At 59.7% G+C, this 14573-nt stretch carries 16 protein-coding genes; 11 read left to right on the top strand and 5 right to left on the bottom strand.

What is annotated here, in order from left to right:
• Nucleotides 1–94: 94 nt before the first annotated feature.
• The 6 genes from ACM6IN_RS12835 (at nt 95) to ACM6IN_RS12810 (ending at nt 3155) form a co-directional block, all read left to right on the top strand.
• Nucleotides 95–661 (top strand): antibiotic biosynthesis monooxygenase, encoded by a 567-nt coding sequence (locus tag ACM6IN_RS12835; RefSeq protein WP_414916147.1) that lies wholly within the window; start codon nt 95–97, stop codon nt 659–661.
• A gap of 133 nt (nt 662–794) precedes the next feature.
• Nucleotides 795–1505: a dihydromonapterin reductase gene (gene folM / locus ACM6IN_RS12830; protein ID WP_007914256.1), complete on the top strand. Its 711-nt coding sequence runs from the start codon at nt 795–797 to the stop codon at nt 1503–1505.
• 21 nt (nt 1506–1526) lie between these two features.
• Nucleotides 1527–2087 carry a GTP cyclohydrolase I FolE gene (gene folE, locus ACM6IN_RS12825; protein ID WP_038357556.1) on the top strand — a complete coding sequence of 187 codons (561 nt, stop codon included), beginning with the start codon at nt 1527–1529 and terminating at the stop codon, nt 2085–2087.
• Nucleotides 2088–2459 carry a dihydroneopterin triphosphate 2'-epimerase gene (folX, locus tag ACM6IN_RS12820; protein ID WP_007914273.1) on the top strand — a complete coding sequence of 124 codons (372 nt, stop codon included), beginning with the start codon at nt 2088–2090 and terminating at the stop codon, nt 2457–2459.
• Nucleotides 2460–2527: 68 nt separating this feature from the next.
• Nucleotides 2528–2824 carry a DUF1244 domain-containing protein gene (locus ACM6IN_RS12815; RefSeq protein WP_007914276.1) on the top strand — a complete coding sequence of 99 codons (297 nt, stop codon included), beginning with the start codon at nt 2528–2530 and terminating at the stop codon, nt 2822–2824.
• Nucleotides 2817–3155 carry a HopJ type III effector protein gene (locus ACM6IN_RS12810; RefSeq protein ID WP_007914278.1) on the top strand — a complete coding sequence of 113 codons (339 nt, stop codon included), beginning with the start codon at nt 2817–2819 and terminating at the stop codon, nt 3153–3155. Before ACM6IN_RS12815 ends, ACM6IN_RS12810 begins: the two co-directional genes overlap by 8 nt.
• Nucleotides 3156–3341: 186 nt before the next feature.
• On the opposite strand, the gene trxB is transcribed toward ACM6IN_RS12810, so the two are convergent.
• Complete coding sequence (gene trxB / locus ACM6IN_RS12805; RefSeq protein ID WP_007912350.1) at nt 3342–4304, bottom strand: thioredoxin-disulfide reductase; 963 nt, start codon at nt 4302–4304, stop codon at nt 3342–3344.
• Nucleotides 4305–4615: 311 nt separating this feature from the next.
• Here trxB and cysZ point away from each other — a divergent pair, with 311 nt between their 5' ends.
• Both cysZ and ACM6IN_RS12795 read left to right on the top strand, forming a co-directional pair.
• A complete protein-coding gene (gene cysZ, locus ACM6IN_RS12800) occupies nt 4616–5368 on the top strand; it encodes a sulfate transporter CysZ (RefSeq protein ID WP_007912358.1) in 753 nt (250 codons plus the stop codon).
• 40 nt (nt 5369–5408) lie between these two features.
• On the top strand, nt 5409–6608 hold the full coding sequence (locus tag ACM6IN_RS12795) for a glycosyltransferase family 4 protein (RefSeq protein ID WP_414916146.1): 1200 nt from the start codon (nt 5409–5411) through the stop codon (nt 6606–6608).
• 135 nt (nt 6609–6743) lie between these two features.
• Here the strand turns inward: ACM6IN_RS12795 and ACM6IN_RS12790 are convergent, their stop codons facing one another.
• The 3 genes from ACM6IN_RS12790 to ACM6IN_RS12780 form a co-directional block, all read right to left on the bottom strand.
• Nucleotides 6744–7847 (bottom strand): NADH:flavin oxidoreductase, encoded by a 1104-nt coding sequence (locus ACM6IN_RS12790; RefSeq protein WP_414916145.1) that lies wholly within the window; start codon nt 7845–7847, stop codon nt 6744–6746.
• A gap of 195 nt (nt 7848–8042) precedes the next feature.
• Entirely contained in the window at nt 8043–8525 is a 483-nt protein-coding gene (locus ACM6IN_RS12785; RefSeq protein ID WP_007912363.1) for a glutathione peroxidase, read from the bottom strand.
• Between the two features lie 122 nt (nt 8526–8647).
• On the bottom strand, nt 8648–9133 hold the full coding sequence (locus ACM6IN_RS12780; RefSeq protein ID WP_007912368.1) for an FKBP-type peptidyl-prolyl cis-trans isomerase: 486 nt from the start codon (nt 9131–9133) through the stop codon (nt 8648–8650).
• Here ACM6IN_RS12780 and ACM6IN_RS12775 point away from each other — a divergent pair.
• Genes ACM6IN_RS12775 through ACM6IN_RS12765 form a run of 3 tightly spaced genes read left to right on the top strand, consistent with a single transcriptional unit; the run spans nt 9102 to nt 12491 of the window.
• Entirely contained in the window at nt 9102–9428 is a 327-nt protein-coding gene (locus ACM6IN_RS12775; RefSeq protein WP_081498742.1) for a DUF3565 domain-containing protein, read from the top strand. The two genes, ACM6IN_RS12780 and ACM6IN_RS12775, sit on opposite strands and share 32 nt — an antisense overlap.
• Before the next feature lie 60 nt (nt 9429–9488).
• Nucleotides 9489–11588, top strand: a complete 2100-nt coding sequence (pta, locus tag ACM6IN_RS12770) for a phosphate acetyltransferase (RefSeq protein ID WP_007912369.1) — start codon at nt 9489–9491, stop codon at nt 11586–11588.
• Nucleotides 11589–12491 (top strand): acyltransferase, encoded by a 903-nt coding sequence (locus tag ACM6IN_RS12765; RefSeq protein ID WP_007912370.1) that lies wholly within the window; start codon nt 11589–11591, stop codon nt 12489–12491. It begins immediately after the preceding gene.
• Nucleotides 12492–12670: 179 nt separating this feature from the next.
• Here the strand turns inward: ACM6IN_RS12765 and cysN are convergent, their stop codons facing one another.
• On the bottom strand, nt 12671–14569 hold the full coding sequence (cysN, locus tag ACM6IN_RS12760; protein WP_095112669.1) for a sulfate adenylyltransferase subunit CysN: 1899 nt from the start codon (nt 14567–14569) through the stop codon (nt 12671–12673).
• Nucleotides 14570–14573: the final 4 nt, after the last annotated feature.

The raw sequence follows: 14573 nt of genomic DNA, 5'->3' as shown, positions 1-14573 counted from the left end.
TCCTTGCTTGCTGAAAAACGCAGGCCTCTACCCCGGTCCTGCGTCAGGCGAAATTCCTACCCGGAGTGACGCACTCGAAATACGGAGATACAAAATGTCTACTTCCCCCGTCACGCTGATGGTTGCCCGTCGCGTCGCCGATGGCCGTTATCAGGATTTGATCGCCTGGCTGCGCGAAGGCGAACAACTGGCCACTGATTTCCCCGGTTACCTGGGCTCTGGCGTGCTCGCTCCGCCCCCCGGCGACAACGAATTCCAGATCATTTTCCGCTTTGCCGACGAACACACGCTGCATGCGTGGGAACATTCGGCGTCCCGCACCGCGTGGTTGAGTCGTGGCGGCGATCTGTTTGCCCACCCGAAAGAGCATCGGGTCAGCGGTATCGAAGGCTGGTTCGGCGCGGCCGGTCAGCGTCCACCGCGCTGGAAGCAGGCCGTCGCGATCTGGCTGGCGTTCTTTCCAGTGTCACTGCTGTTCAACTTTGTCCTCGGCCCGTTGCTTGCCGACATGAGTTTGTTGCCGCGCGTGCTGATCAGCACGGCGTGCCTGACGCCACTGATGGTTTACTTCTTTATTCCGCTGTCGACCCGCTTGCTGGCGAACTGGCTGAACAGCACGCCGGTGCGACTGCCTGTTTCGGCAGCACCTCAGAAACATTAAAGATCGCAGCCTCGTTGCACTCGACAGCTCCTACAGGACTGAATACAGACCAGAGTAGGAGCTGCCGAAGGCTGCGATCTTTTCAGGCTCGTCGCTGTTATAGTTTTTGCTCCAGCCGCGACGCGAGCCGTTCATGACCCTTTCTTCCGCTCCGATCCTCATCACCGGTGCCGGCCAGCGTGTCGGCCTGCATTGCGCGCAGCGGTTACTCGAAGACGGCCATCGCGTCATCTTCACCTACCGCAGCGAACGCCCCGGCGTGCAAACGCTGCGTGATCTGGGCGCCATCGGCCTGTGCGCCGACTTTTCCAGCGAGGCCGGAATTCTCGCCTTTATCGAAGCACTGAAAACCCACACCGAGAGCCTGCGCGCCATCGTGCACAACGCTTCCGAATGGCTGGCCGAAACTCCGGGCAGCGAGGCCGAAGCCTTCACGCGCATGTTCAATCTGCACATGCTCGCACCGTATCTGATCAACCTGCACTGTGGCGAATTGCTGCAACGCTCGACGCCCGCCGACATCATCCACATCAGCGACGATGTCACCCGCAAAGGCAGCAGCAAGCACATCGGCTATTGCGCGACCAAGACCGGGCTCGACAGCCTGACCCTGTCCTTCGCCGCCCGCTATGCGCCGGCCATCAAGGTCAACGGCATCGCGCCAGCCCTGCTATTGTTCAATCCCGACGACGACGCGGCGTACCGCGCCAAGGCCCTGGCAAAATCCGCGCTGGGCATCGAGCCCGGCAGCGAAGTGATCTATCAGAGCCTGCGCTATCTGCTCGACAACCCTTATGTCACCGGTACGACCCTGACCGTCAACGGCGGAAGGCACGTCAAATAACACCTGCCTGCGAGGCTGCCCATGAGCCGCTCACTGCCCGAGAACTACCGCGAAATCCTCATCGGCCTCGGTGAAGATCCCGACCGCGAAGGACTGCTCGATACGCCAGTGCGCGCGGCCAAGGCCATGCAATACCTGTGTCACGGTTACGAACAGAGCGTCGATGACATTGTTAACGGCGCGCTGTTTGCCTCGGACAGTGACGAAATGATCATCGTCGCCGACATCGAGTTGTACTCGTTGTGCGAACATCACCTGTTGCCCTTCATCGGCAAGGCCCATGTGGCTTATATTCCGACAGGCAAGGTGCTGGGCCTGTCGAAAATCGCGCGACTGGTGGACATGTTCGCCCGGCGCCTGCAGATTCAGGAAAACCTCACCCGGCAAATTGCCGATGCGGTGCAACAGGTCACCGATGCTGCCGGCGTCGCCGTCGTCATTGAGGCCAGACACATGTGCATGATGATGCGCGGTGTCGAAAAACAGAATTCGACCATGAACACCTCGGTCATGCTCGGCGCGTTCCGCGAGTCGAGCAACACCCGCCAGGAGTTCCTGCAATTGATTGGACGGAGCAAGTAAATGCCACAACTTCAGCCGGGAATGGCGCGCATCCGGGTCAAGGATCTGCGCTTGCGCACCTTTATCGGGATCAACGAGGACGAAATCCTCAACAAGCAGGATGTGCTGATCAACCTGACCATTCTGTATGCCGCGCAGGAAGCGGTGCGTGACAACGACATTGATCACGCACTGAATTACCGCACGATCACCAAAGCGATCATCGCCCACGTCGAGGGCAATCGCTTTGCGCTGCTTGAACGCCTGACTCAGGAATTGCTCGATCTGGTGATGAGCAACGGTTCGGTGCTGTACGCCGAAGTCGAAGTCGACAAGCCCCATGCGTTGCGATTTGCCGAGTCGGTTTCGATCACACTCGCCGCCAGCCGCTGAGTGCGTCTGGCGCATTGGCCGTCAGACTTTTATCATCCGCGCCACGAATTGACTGCACAGAGCCCATCATGACCGAGCAACAACGCCTCGAACTCGAAGCCGCCGCCTTCCGCCGGCTGGTCGCCCACCTGGACAGCCGCAAGGACGTACAGAACATCGACCTGATGAACCTCGCCGGGTTCTGCCGCAACTGCCTGTCGAAGTGGTACAAGGCCGAAGCCGACGAGCGCCAGATCGAGGTCAGCCTCGACGATGCTCGCGAAGTGGTTTACGGCATGCCATACGCCGAGTGGAAAGCCCAATATCAGCAAGAAGCCAACGCCGACCAGCAAGCGGCGTTCGCCAAAGGAAAAACCCATGAGTGACCTGAACACCCTGCGCACCAGCCTCAAAAGCGGCGAACACGCTTTCGCCGACACCCTGGCGTTCATCGCCGCCGGTTACGATTATCAGCCGCAAGCCTTCAACAACGGTGGTGTGGAAAACGCCGCCGGGCAGAACGAAGGTTCGTGCAAGACTTTGGGTCTGGCGTTGCTCGAAGGTCTGAGCGATGAAGAAGCGCTGTTGGCGTTCGGCGAGCATTACCGTTCGGTGGTGGCGACGCCTGAGGGCAGTGATCACGGCAATATTCGCGCGTTGATCAAACACGGTCTGGCCGGCGTCAAATTCACCGCACAGCCCCTGACTCGCCGCTGATTCCAGCTGCAACGCCCCCCCCCCTGTAGGAGTGAGCCTCCTCGCGATAGCGGTGTATCAGTCGACTCATATGTTGACCGGTACACCGCTATCGCGAGCAGGCTCACTCCTACAATGAATTGCGTTGGAGCAGGAGTAACGGGCACAAAAAAACCGGCCGAAGCCGGTTTTTTTATGCCTGCGATCTTAGAACGAAGCGTTCTGCAGACCGTCCAGGTAACGCTCGGTGTCCAGTGCCGCCATGCAGCCAGCGCCGGCCGAGGTGATCGCCTGACGGTAAACGTGGTCAGCCACGTCACCGGCGGCGAAGATGCCTTCGACGCTGGTCGCAGTCGCATTGCCTTCACGGCCGCCGTGCACCACCAGATAACCGTCTTTGAGGGTCAACTGGCCTTCGAACAGCGAAGTGTTCGGAGTGTGGCCGATGGCAATGAACACGCCGTCAACGGTGATTTCATCGAAACTGCCGTCGTTGTTCTTCAGACGCGCACCGGTCACGCCCATGTTGTCGCCCAGGACTTCGTCGAGGTTGGCGTTCAACTTGAGGATGATCTTGCCTTCGGCGACGCGAGCGTTGAGCTTGTCGATCAGGATTTTCTCGGCGCGGAAGGTTTCGCGACGGTGGATCAGGGTTACGGTGCTGGCGATATTGGCCAGGTACAGTGCCTCTTCAACAGCGGTGTTGCCGCCGCCGACCACTGCAACAGGCTTGTTGCGGTAGAAGAAACCGTCGCAGGTCGCGCAGGCCGAAACGCCTTTGCCCATGAACGCTTCTTCCGAAGGCAGGCCCAGGTAACGCGCGCTGGCGCCGGTGGCGATGATCAGGGCGTCGCAGGTGTAGGTCGCGCTGTCGCCGGTCAGAGTGTAAGGCTTGGCAGCAAAGTCGACGGCGTTGATGTGATCGAAAACGATCTCGGTTTCAAAACGCTCGGCGTGCTCGCGCATGCGTTCCATCAGGGCTGGACCGGTCAGACCGTGGACATCGCCCGGCCAGTTGTCGACTTCGGTGGTGGTGGTCAGTTGACCGCCAGCCTGCATGCCAGTGATCAGCAGTGGCTTGAGGTTGGCGCGGGCCGCGTATACCGCAGCGCTGTAACCGGCAGGGCCGGAACCGAGAATAATCACTCGCGAATGACGGACTTCAGACATGACCTGCTCCTGTTGACCGGGCCGAAAAACGGGCACGGATCGCCGGACTGCCGGCGGGAATAAAAAAGGACCGTGGAAAACCTTGGGGAAGGCTTGAGCTCGACAGTCCTGTAAAAAGTTGGGTGCAGCGTATCGAGGGGGGCAAGATTAAGGAAATACGGTTTAACAATCCAGCTCATAGGTGGTCTCTATGCCGACACACTGACGAGATGGACGTCTTTGTTACAGTGAATGTCGATCGCTCTGCCGCGCTTTCACAGGCGTTGCAAAGTCGGTAAGGTCGGCGCGTTTTCCCTTGCTCGGAGCACCTTATGCCCGCCCCTGTTCTGTCCGGCCCGCAATACCTGCGCGAAGGCCTTAAACTGGTCTTGAGCCCAGGCTTGCGCCTGTTCGTGTTATTGCCGCTGGCGATCAATCTGGTGCTGTTCGTCGGATTGATCTATCTGGCCGGCCACCAGTTCAGCCTGTGGGTCGATACGCTGATGCCATCGCTGCCCGAATGGCTGAGCTTTCTAAGCTACATCCTCTGGCCCTTGTTCGTGGTGCTGGTGGCGTTGATGGTGTTTTTCACCTTCACGATGCTGGCCAACGTGATCGCCGCACCGTTCAACGGCTTTCTTGCGGAAAAAGTCGAAGTGGTGGTGCGTGGCACCGATGATTTCCCGGCGTTCAGCTGGGGTGAACTGATTGCGATGGTCCCGCGCACCCTCGCCCGGGAAATGCGCAAGCTCGGCTACTTTCTGCCCCGCGCCATCGGTCTCTTCATCCTGTCGTTCATCCCGGTGGTGAACATCATCGCCGCGCCGCTGTGGCTGCTGTTCGGCGTGTGGATGATGGCGATCCAGTACATCGACTACCCGGCGGACAACCACAAACTGGGCTGGAACGAGATGCTCGCCTGGCTGCGGCAGAAGCGCTGGCAGAGCATGAGTTTTGGCGGGATCGTCTATCTGGTGCTGCTGATTCCGGTGGTCAACATTCTGATGATGCCGGCGGCGGTGGCCGGGGCGACGTTGTTTTGGGTGCGTGAACGCGGTGCTGAGAATCTCGTCACTCAACGCTGAGCACGTCACAAATCCATCATCCGAACGTCACAAGCACGACATGGCCTCAGTCGACACTGAGGCCATGACGACAGCTCTACACATCGCCCTGATCAGCGAAACCTTTCCACCGGAAATCAACGGGGTGGCCAATACTCTTGGCCGCTTGTGCGATGGGCTGCGCGCGCGCGGCCACCAAGTGGAACTGGTGCGCCCGCGTCAGGCCGGCGATCCGCAGCGCAGTGAAGACGACGCGTTGCTGTTGTGCCGTGGCTGGCCGTTGCCGGGATATCCGGGGCTGCAATGGGGGCAGTCGTCGATGCACAAACTGCTGCGCCGCTGGAAACGTCAGCGTCCCGATGTGCTGTATATCGCCACGGAAGGCCCACTCGGCTTATCGGCCCTGCGTGCGGCGCGGCGTTTGGGCATTTCGGTGGTCAGCGGGTTTCACACCAACTTTCAGCAATACACCAGTCAGTACGGCCTCGGACTGCTGACGCGAATGCTGACGCATTATTTGCGCTGGTTTCACAATCGCTCGGCCATGACCCTGGTGCCGAGCGTCAGCCAGCGACTGGAACTGGAGCGACGCCATTTCGAGCGCTTGGCGCTGTTGTCGCGCGGTGTCGACAGCCAGCTATTTCATCCAAGCAAACGGCTGAATGCCTTGCGTGAGCAATGGGGCCTGTCCGAGCAGGACATTGCGGTGATTCACGTAGGACGACTCGCGCCGGAGAAGAACCTTGGCCTGCTCAAACGCTGCTTCGAAAAACTGCGGGACACTTATCCACAGCGCAATCTGAAACTGATCGTGGTCGGCGACGGGCCGCAACGGCTAGCGCTGGAAAAGGATTTGCCCGAGGCGATTTTCTGCGGCTCACAGCGTGGTGAAGCGTTGGCGGCGCACTACGCGTCCGGCGATATATTTCTGTTTCCCAGCCTGACCGAAACCTTTGGCAATGTCGTGCTGGAGGCACTGGCCTCGGGACTTGGTGTGGTGGCTTACGATCAAGCTGCAGCGGCGCAGCATATTCGCCATGGTTACAACGGCGTGCTGGCGATGCCCGGTGATGAACAGGCGTTCTGCGAGGCGGCGGCGTGGTTGCTGGAAGAGGATGAGGCGTTGCGCTGCGTGCGTTTGAATGCGCGGCAGCATGCGAGCCGCCAGGGATGGCCGGCGGTTATCGAGCAGTTTGAAAAGCATTTGCGCGGGGCTTGTGTGGGGGAGCAGGTTGTCCCGAATGCGCAGACATTGCCTTGAATTATTGTTGCGTTTGAAACCGCCATCGCTGGCAAGCCAGCTCCCACAGGGATTTCCAGTGACCACAGGTCGTGTGAACACCCATGAAACCTGTGGGAGCTGGCTTGCCAGCGATAGCGTCAGTAAGGGCGCTGGTTAAACCAGCGTCATCAACGCCTCACGGCTGAACGGCAAAATATCCTGTTCACGCCCTTCGCGGACTTTTTGCGCCCAATCCGGATCGACCAACAGCGCGCGCCCAACCGCAACCAGATCGAATTCCTCTTTGTTCAAACGCTCCAGCAGGTTCTCCAGACTGGCCGGTTGCGCGACCTTGTCGGTGTTGACCATGAACTGCAGGAACTCGCCATCGAGACCGACGCTACCGACGGTGATGGTCGGCTTGCCGGTGAGCTTGCGGGTCCAGCCTGCCAGGTTCAGCTCGGAACCATCGAACTCCGGCTCCCAGAAACGCCGCGTCGAGCAGTGGAAAATATCCACACCGGCGTCGGACAACGGCTTGAGGAATTCGCCCAGTGCCTCTGGGGTTTGCACCAGACGCGCGGTGTAATCCTGCTGCTTCCACTGCGAGAAACGGAAGATGATCGGGAAACCTTCGCCAACGGCCGCACGCACCGCTTGAATCAGTTCGATGGCGAAGCGCGAACGGTTGGCCAGGCTGCCGCCGTATTCGTCGCTGCGCTGGTTGCTGCCTTCCCAGAAAAACTGGTCGATCAGGTAACCGTGTGCACCGTGGATTTCCACGCCGTCCATGCCGATGCTTTGTGCATCTTTGGCCGCTTGAGCGAAGGCGGAGATTACGTCCTTGATGTCCTGTTGGGTCATGCCGTGCACCACGACCTGACCGTCCTTGAGTTTTTCCGACGGGCCGTAAGCCGGCACGCTAGCGTCCGGCTCGGTGCCGATGCGGCGTACGCTGCCCACATGCCACAGCTGCGGAACAATCTTGCCGCCTTCAGCGTGAACGGCGTCGACGACTTTCTTCCAGCCGGCCAATGGCGCGTCACCAAAGAACTGCGGCACGTTCGGGTAACCGTTGGAGGCGATGTGGCCGACGGTGGTGCCTTCAGTGATGATCAGGCCGACACCGGCCGCCGCGCGACGACGGTAGTACTCGATGACTTTCGAATTAGGCACGCCGCCCGGGGAGAAGGAGCGAGTCATCGGCGCCATGACCACGCGGGTCGGCAGTTCGAGGGCACCGAGGTGGAATGGTTTGAACAAGGCTTGAACGGGCATCGATGGGCTCCACAGAGAAGGCTTTATGACGGCGATAATATGGAGGCGCGAACCCTTTGAACAGCACTATTGATTTGGGTGATTAAGGATTAAAAGACGCAAAGCAAAAGATCGCAGCCTTCGGCAGCTCCTACATGGGGTTTTGAGGTCACCTGCAGGAGCTGCCGAAGGCTGCGATCTTTTGATCTTGCTGTTTCAGCTCAGCGCTTTTTCAATCGCATGCACAATGGTCGGATCATCCGGCGCCGTACGCGGCGAGAACCGCGCCAACACCCGGCCGTCCTTGCCGAGCAAAAACTTTTCGAAATTCCAGGTAATGTCACCGGGAAACTCCGCGCCCTCGCCCGCCAACAGACGGTAGAGCTGATGACGCTCGTGGCCGTTGACTTCGAGCTTGCTCGACAACGGAAACGTCACGCCATAGTTAAGGCTGCAGAAGTCCTGAATTTCTTTTTCAGAACCGGGTTCCTGACCGGCAAACTGGTTGCACGGCAGGCCCAGCACACTGAAGCCTTTGCCTTTGAATTGCTGATGGAGGTTTTCCAGCGCCGCGTACTGTGGGGTCAAGCCGCACTTGGAGGCGACGTTGACCACCAGCACGACTTGGCCCTTGAACGGCGCCAGCGGTAGCTCCTGGCCATCCAGGGCTGTCAACTTAAGGTCGTGAAAAGCACTCATGACGAACTCCAGGATTCCCATGTTCTACTCGAAACAGCCACTTGGCGAGGCCACCAAGGACAGCCGCGGACTAAAAAGGCGCCCGCAGGCGCCTCTCCAGTACTCGAAGCTTAGCGCAGAAATCAGTGGTGATGGCCACCTTCGCCATGGACGTGGCCATGAGCGATTTCTTCCTGGCTGGCATCACGAATGTCAACGATCTTCACTTTGAAGTTCAGGCGCTGACCGGCCAGTGGGTGGTTACCGTCGACAGTCACGTCGTCGCCGTCGAGGTCACGGATGGTGACGATTTGCATCTGGCCGTCCGGCGCCGAAGCGTGGAACTGCATGCCGACTTCCAGCTCGTCAACGCCTTCGAACATGCTGCGGCTCAGGGTGCTGACCAGCTCAGCAGCGTATTCACCGTAAGCGTCTTCCGGCTCAACGGAAACTTCCAGCTCGTCACCAACAGCTTTGCCTTCCAGCGCTTTTTCCAAGCCTGGAATGATGTTACCTGCGCCTTGCAGGTAGACCAGCGGAGCGCCGCCGGCGGAGCTGTCGATGACCTCACCAGCGTCGTTGGTCAGGGTATAGTCGATGGAGACAGCCTTATTGGCGGCGATCAGCATGGGGCGAGACCTTTTGCATAAGAATATAGAAAGGCCAAGTTTAGCGAAGCAAACGCGCGAAAGCGAACACAACCCGGACAAACGGGTTTCGACGATCGCAGGCTTCCATCAAGACGAAGAAGGCCATTGGGTGGCCGAGCTTTCCTGTGGCCACACCCAACACCTGCGCCATCAGCCGCCCTGGCAATCACGCGCCTGGGTGCTCGACCCGGCGCAACGTATTGAAAAAATAGGCCAACCCTTTGCCTGCGGTTGGTGCGCACAAGGCTCGGTTAGCGATAACCTTGGCGACTGAATTTCGGCAGATTGTCAGTAAAAGATGATCGCCATTGCCATGCACCCTTAGAGAATTCGCATGCAAACTTTTTTTATCGCGCCCACCGATTTTGGCGTGGGTCTGACCTCCATCAGCCTCGGGCTGGTGCGTACGCTGGAGCGAGCGGGCCTGAAAGTCGGCTTCTTCAAACCGATTGCGCAGCCGCACCCCGGCGACACCGGCCCTGAACGTTCCACCGAACTGGTGGCGCGCACACATGGCCTGAAACCACCGCAGCCGCTGGGCCTGGCCCACGTCGAGCGGATGCTTGGCGACGGTCAGCTCGATGAGTTGCTCGAAGAAATCATCACCCTGTATCAGCAAGCCGCCATCGGCAAAGACGTGCTGGTCGTCGAAGGCATGGTGCCGACCCGCAGCGCCAGCTACGCCGCGCGAGTCAACCTGCACCTGGCCAAGAGCCTCGATGCCGAGGTGATTCTGGTTTCGGCGCCGGAAAACGAAGTACTTGCCGAGCTGTCCGGTCGCGTCGAGTTGCAGGCGCAATTGTTCGGTGGGCCGAAAGACCCGAAAGTCCTCGGCGTGATCCTCAACAAGGTCAAGACCGACGAGAGCATGGACGCCTTCGCCACGCGTCTGAAAGAGCATTCGCCGTTGCTGCGCAGCGGTGATTTCCGTCTGCTTGGCTGCATTCCGTTCCAGCCTGAACTCAACGCACCACGCACCCGTGACGTCGCCGACCTGATGGGCGCGCAAGTGCTCAATGCCGGTGACTACGAAACCCGGCGCATGACCAAAATCATCATTTGCGCACGGACCATGCGCAACACCGTCGAGCTGCTCAAGCCCGGCGTGCTGGTGGTGACACCGGGCGATCGCGACGACATCATCCTCGCCGTCAGCCTGGCGGCGATCAACGGCGTGCCGCTGGCCGGCCTGCTGCTGACCAGCGACACCCTGCCCGATCCACGCATCATGGACTTGTGCCAAGGCGCGTTACAGGCCGGTTTGCCGGTGTTGTCGGTGAGCACCGGCTCTTACGACACCGCCAACCTGCTCAACGGCCTGAACAAGGAAATCCCCATCGACGACCGCGAGCGTGCGGAAATCATCACTGATTTTGTCGCCAGCCATCTCGACGCCAAGTGGCTGCACCAGCGTTGCGGCACGCCACGGGAAATGCGCCTGTCGCCCGCCGTATTCCGCTATCAGTTGATTCAGCGCGCGCAGGCGGCGAACAAGCGCATCGTCCTGCCCGAAGGCAGCGAGCCGTTCACCGTGCAAGCGGCGGCGATCTGTCAGGAACGCGGGATTGCCCGTTGCGTGTTGCTGGCCAAACCTGCAGACGTCGAAGCGGTCGCTCGCGCCCAAGGCATCGTGCTGCCGCCGGGGCTGGAGATTCTCGATCCGGATTTGATCCGCGAGCGCTACGTCGAGCCGATGGTCGCCCTGCGCAAAACCAAAAGCCTCAATGCACCAATGGCCGAGCAGCAGCTGGAAGACACCGTGGTGATCGGCACCATGATGCTTGCACTGGATGAAGTCGACGGCCTGGTCTCGGGCGTGATCAACACCACCGCCAATACCATCCGCCCGGCCCTGCAGTTGATCAAGACTGCCCCGGGCTGCACGCTGGTGTCGTCGGTGTTCTTCATGCTCTTCCCGGAGGAAGTGCTGGTTTACGGTGACTGCGTGATGAATCCGCACCCGAGCGCCAGCGAACTGGCCGAGATCGCCCTGCAAAGCGCTGACTCGGCGGCGGCATTCGGCATCACTCCGCGTGTGGCGATGATCAGCTACTCCAGCGGCGAATCGGCCACCGGCGAAGAAGTCGAGAAAGTCCGCGAAGCCACCCTGCTCGCCCACGAACAACAGCATTCACTGCTGATCGACGGCCCGCTGCAATACGACGCTGCTGCCAACGCCGACGTGGCCCGGCAACTGGCGCCGAACAGTCAGGTGGCCGGCCGCGCCACGGTGTTTGTGTTCCCCGATCTGAACACCGGCAACACCACGCACAAAGCCGTGCAACGCAGCGCCGATTGCGTCAGCCTCGGGCCGATGCTGCAAGGCCTGCGCAAACCAGTGAATGACTTGCCGCGCGGCGCGCAGGTCGATGACATCGTCTACACCATCGCCCTCACCGCGATTCAAGCCGCCAACCGACCTATGGATGTGTAAATGCTGGATTTTCTACCTGCACCGTTGCGCGGCGTGATTGCCTCGCTGCTGTTGGCACTTAATACGATTCTGCTGTGCTCGTTTCTGTTCTGCGTGGCGCTGATCAAAGTGTTGCCGTTCGATTTCGCCCGGCGAGCTTCGCTCTGGCTGATGAGCCATACCCATGAAGCGTGGATCAGCAACAACAAGGGCTGGATGAACCTGGTGCGCCGCACGCGCTGGCACATCAGCGGTTTGCAAGGCCTCGACTATCAACACTCATATCTGATCACCAGCAACCACCAGAGCTGGGTCGATATTCTGGTGCTGCAATACGTGCTCAACCGCCGTATTCAGCCGCTGAAATTCTTCCTCAAACAGGAACTGATCTGGGTACCGGTGATCGGTCTGGCCTGGTGGGCGCTGGGCTTTCCGTTCATGAAACGCTACTCCAAGGCGTACCTGGCCAAGCACCCGGAGAAGAAAGGCAAAGACCTGGAAACCACCCGTAAGACTTGCGCGAAGTTTCGTAATAACCCGGTGGGAATTTTCAACTTCGTCGAAGGTACGCGGTTCACTGAAGGCAAGCATGCGCAGCAGCAGTCGCCGTTCAAATACCTGCTCAAGCCCAAGGCTGGCGGAATTGCGTTTGTGCTGGATGCGATGGGTGAACAGCTGGAGTCGATCGTCAACGTGACGATCCACTACCCGGCCGGGCGTCCCGGGTTCTGGGACCTGCTGTGCGGCAATGTGCGCGATGTAGTGGTGCACTTTGAGGAGCTGAAGATTCCGCAGCAGTTCATTGGCAAGAATTACGATCAGGACGGCGAATATCGATTGCAGTTTCAGGGCTGGATCAATCAGCTGTGGCTGGACAAGGATGCGCTGCTGGAACAGATGCACCGCGAATATCCAGCGAATTGAAGATCAAAAGATCGCAGCCTTCGGCAGCTCCTACAGGGTGTACGCCGATCCAATGTAGGAGCTGCCGAAGGCTGCGATCTTTTGACACTCTCAAAGCGACAAAAAAGCCCGCCGATGATCACTCATCGGCGGGCTTTTTCTTGCAGCTTGAAGCTAGAGGCCAGTCGCTGCTTCAGTGCTTAGATCGCGCCACGCTTGCGCAGCAGATCCAGCACTTGCTTGACGCTCTCTTCCACACTCAGCGTCTGCGTGTCGATCACCAGATCGGCATTCAGCGGTACGTCGTACGGGAAGGATTCGCCCGGGATGTTGTCGCCAGCGGCGGCATACAGACCTTGCGGATCACGCTCGGCGCACACGGCCGGCGAGGCCTGTACGTAGACCGTCAGCAGACGATCCTTGCCGATCAGATCCTTGGCTTGCTCACGCCCTTCAGCGCTTGGCGCGACGAACGAGGCCAAGGTCAGCAGACCCGCTTCGTTGAACTGGCGCGCGACGTGCGCGGCACGACGCCAATTCTCGGTGCGACCGGCGCGATCCTGTGGCAGGCCTTTGTTCAGGTCCTGACGCAGGTTCTGGCCATCCAGCACAAACACCGCACGGCCCATGTCGAACAGCTTGCGCTCGACCGCGTAAGCCAGCGTGCTCTTGCCCGCGCCCGACAGGCCGCTGAACAGCACAGTGGCCGGTTGCTGACCGAAGCGCTGAGCGCGTTCTTCAGTGGCAACATGCGCCAGTTTGCCGTGATGGGTGGCGGTACCGTGGGTCACTGGCTGCGCGACGATCATGCCGGCGCCAACGGTACCGTTGGTCAAACGGTCGATGATGATGAACGCGCCGGTGGTGCGGTTGCTTTCGTAACCGTCGAGGGCGATCGGCGCGTCGAGCGCGATCTTCACCTTGCCGATTTCGTTGAGCTGCAACGCGCTCGCCGGGCCTTCTTCGAGGGTGTTGACGTCGACCTTGTTGACGATGCTGGCGATCGAGCCCGGCACGTAACTGGTGGCGCGTTTGATGTCGTATTTCTTGCCAGGCAGCATCGGCTCTTCAGCCATCCACACCAGCATCGCTTCGAAGCTGTCGGTGACCGGCGGCACGTTGTCGGCATGCACCAGCAGGTCGCCACGGGAGATGTCGATTTCGTCTTCCATGGTCAACGTTACCGCCTGACCAGGACCTGCGTGTTCCAGCTCACCTTCGAAGGTAACAATGGATTTCACGCGGCTACTCTTGCCCGACGGCAGCACCACGACTTCGTCGCCCTTGTGCACGATGCCGCTGGCCAGGGTGCCGGCGAAACCACGGAAGTTCAGGTTCGGACGGTTGACGTACTGCACCGGGAAACGCAGATCGGTGAAGTTGCGGTCGCCCGCGACTTCCACGGTCTCGAGGATTTCCATCAGCGACTGGCCGGTGTACCACGGCGAGCGCTCGGACTTGTTCACCACGTTGTCGCCCTTGAGGGCAGACATCGGCACGAAGTGCATGCTGGTCGGCTTCATCTTCAAACCTTCGGCGAACTTCAGGTAGTCAGCCTTGATCGACTCGAACACGCCTTCATCGAAGTCCTTCAAGTCCATCTTGTTGATGGCGACGACGATGTGTTTGATCCCCAGCAGGGAGGCGATGAAGCTGTGGCGACGGGTCTGGGTCTGCACGCCGTAACGCGCGTCGACCAAAATGATCGCCAGGTCACAGGTGGAGGCACCGGTGGCCATGTTGCGGGTGTACTGCTCATGGCCGGGCGTGTCGGCGATGATGAATTTGCGTTTGGCGGTAGAGAAATAGCGGTAGGCGACATCGATGGTGATGCCCTGCTCACGCTCGGCCTGCAGGCCGTCAACCAGCAACGCCAGGTCGATGTCATCACCGGTGGTGCCGACTTTCTTCGAATCGCGGGTAATCGCTTCGAGGTGATCTTCGTAGATCATCTTCGAGTCGTGCAGCAGGCGCCCGATCAGGGTGCTCTTGCCGTCATCGACGTTACCGCAGGTCAAAAAGCGCAGCAGTTCCTTACGTTCGTGCTGGCCCAGGTAGGCGAGGATGTCCTCGCTGATCAAATCAGATACGTGCGACATGACA

This window comes from Pseudomonas sp. IT-P395, from assembly GCF_949767675.1.
Lineage (GTDB): Bacteria > Pseudomonadota > Gammaproteobacteria > Pseudomonadales > Pseudomonadaceae > Aquipseudomonas.
This window is presented reverse-complemented; position numbering and strand designations above follow the sequence as displayed.

What these genes read in the sequence shown, in the direction of transcription:
- ACM6IN_RS12835 (WP_414916147.1), top strand. Translation starts at nt 95, where the DNA reads ATGTCTACTTCCCCCGTCACGCTGATGGTTGCCCGTCGCGTCGCCGAT.
- folM (WP_007914256.1), top strand. Translation starts at nt 795, where the DNA reads ATGACCCTTTCTTCCGCTCCGATCCTCATCACCGGTGCCGGCCAGCGT.
- folE (WP_038357556.1), top strand. Translation starts at nt 1,527, where the DNA reads ATGAGCCGCTCACTGCCCGAGAACTACCGCGAAATCCTCATCGGCCTC.
- folX (WP_007914273.1), top strand. Translation starts at nt 2,088, where the DNA reads ATGCCACAACTTCAGCCGGGAATGGCGCGCATCCGGGTCAAGGATCTG.
- ACM6IN_RS12815 (WP_007914276.1), top strand. Translation starts at nt 2,528, where the DNA reads ATGACCGAGCAACAACGCCTCGAACTCGAAGCCGCCGCCTTCCGCCGG.
- ACM6IN_RS12810 (WP_007914278.1), top strand. Translation starts at nt 2,817, where the DNA reads ATGAGTGACCTGAACACCCTGCGCACCAGCCTCAAAAGCGGCGAACAC.
- trxB (WP_007912350.1), bottom strand. Translation starts at nt 4,304, where the DNA reads ATGTCTGAAGTCCGTCATTCGCGAGTGATTATTCTCGGTTCCGGCCCT.
- cysZ (WP_007912358.1), top strand. Translation starts at nt 4,616, where the DNA reads ATGCCCGCCCCTGTTCTGTCCGGCCCGCAATACCTGCGCGAAGGCCTT.
- ACM6IN_RS12795 (WP_414916146.1), top strand. Translation starts at nt 5,409, where the DNA reads ATGGCCTCAGTCGACACTGAGGCCATGACGACAGCTCTACACATCGCC.
- ACM6IN_RS12790 (WP_414916145.1), bottom strand. Translation starts at nt 7,847, where the DNA reads ATGCCCGTTCAAGCCTTGTTCAAACCATTCCACCTCGGTGCCCTCGAA.
- ACM6IN_RS12785 (WP_007912363.1), bottom strand. Translation starts at nt 8,525, where the DNA reads ATGAGTGCTTTTCACGACCTTAAGTTGACAGCCCTGGATGGCCAGGAG.
- ACM6IN_RS12775 (WP_081498742.1), top strand. Translation starts at nt 9,102, where the DNA reads ATGGAGACAGCCTTATTGGCGGCGATCAGCATGGGGCGAGACCTTTTG.
- ACM6IN_RS12780 (WP_007912368.1), bottom strand. Translation starts at nt 9,133, where the DNA reads ATGCTGATCGCCGCCAATAAGGCTGTCTCCATCGACTATACCCTGACC.
- pta (WP_007912369.1), top strand. Translation starts at nt 9,489, where the DNA reads ATGCAAACTTTTTTTATCGCGCCCACCGATTTTGGCGTGGGTCTGACC.
- ACM6IN_RS12765 (WP_007912370.1), top strand. Translation starts at nt 11,589, where the DNA reads ATGCTGGATTTTCTACCTGCACCGTTGCGCGGCGTGATTGCCTCGCTG.
- cysN (WP_095112669.1), bottom strand. Translation starts at nt 14,569, where the DNA reads ATGTCGCACGTATCTGATTTGATCAGCGAGGACATCCTCGCCTACCTG.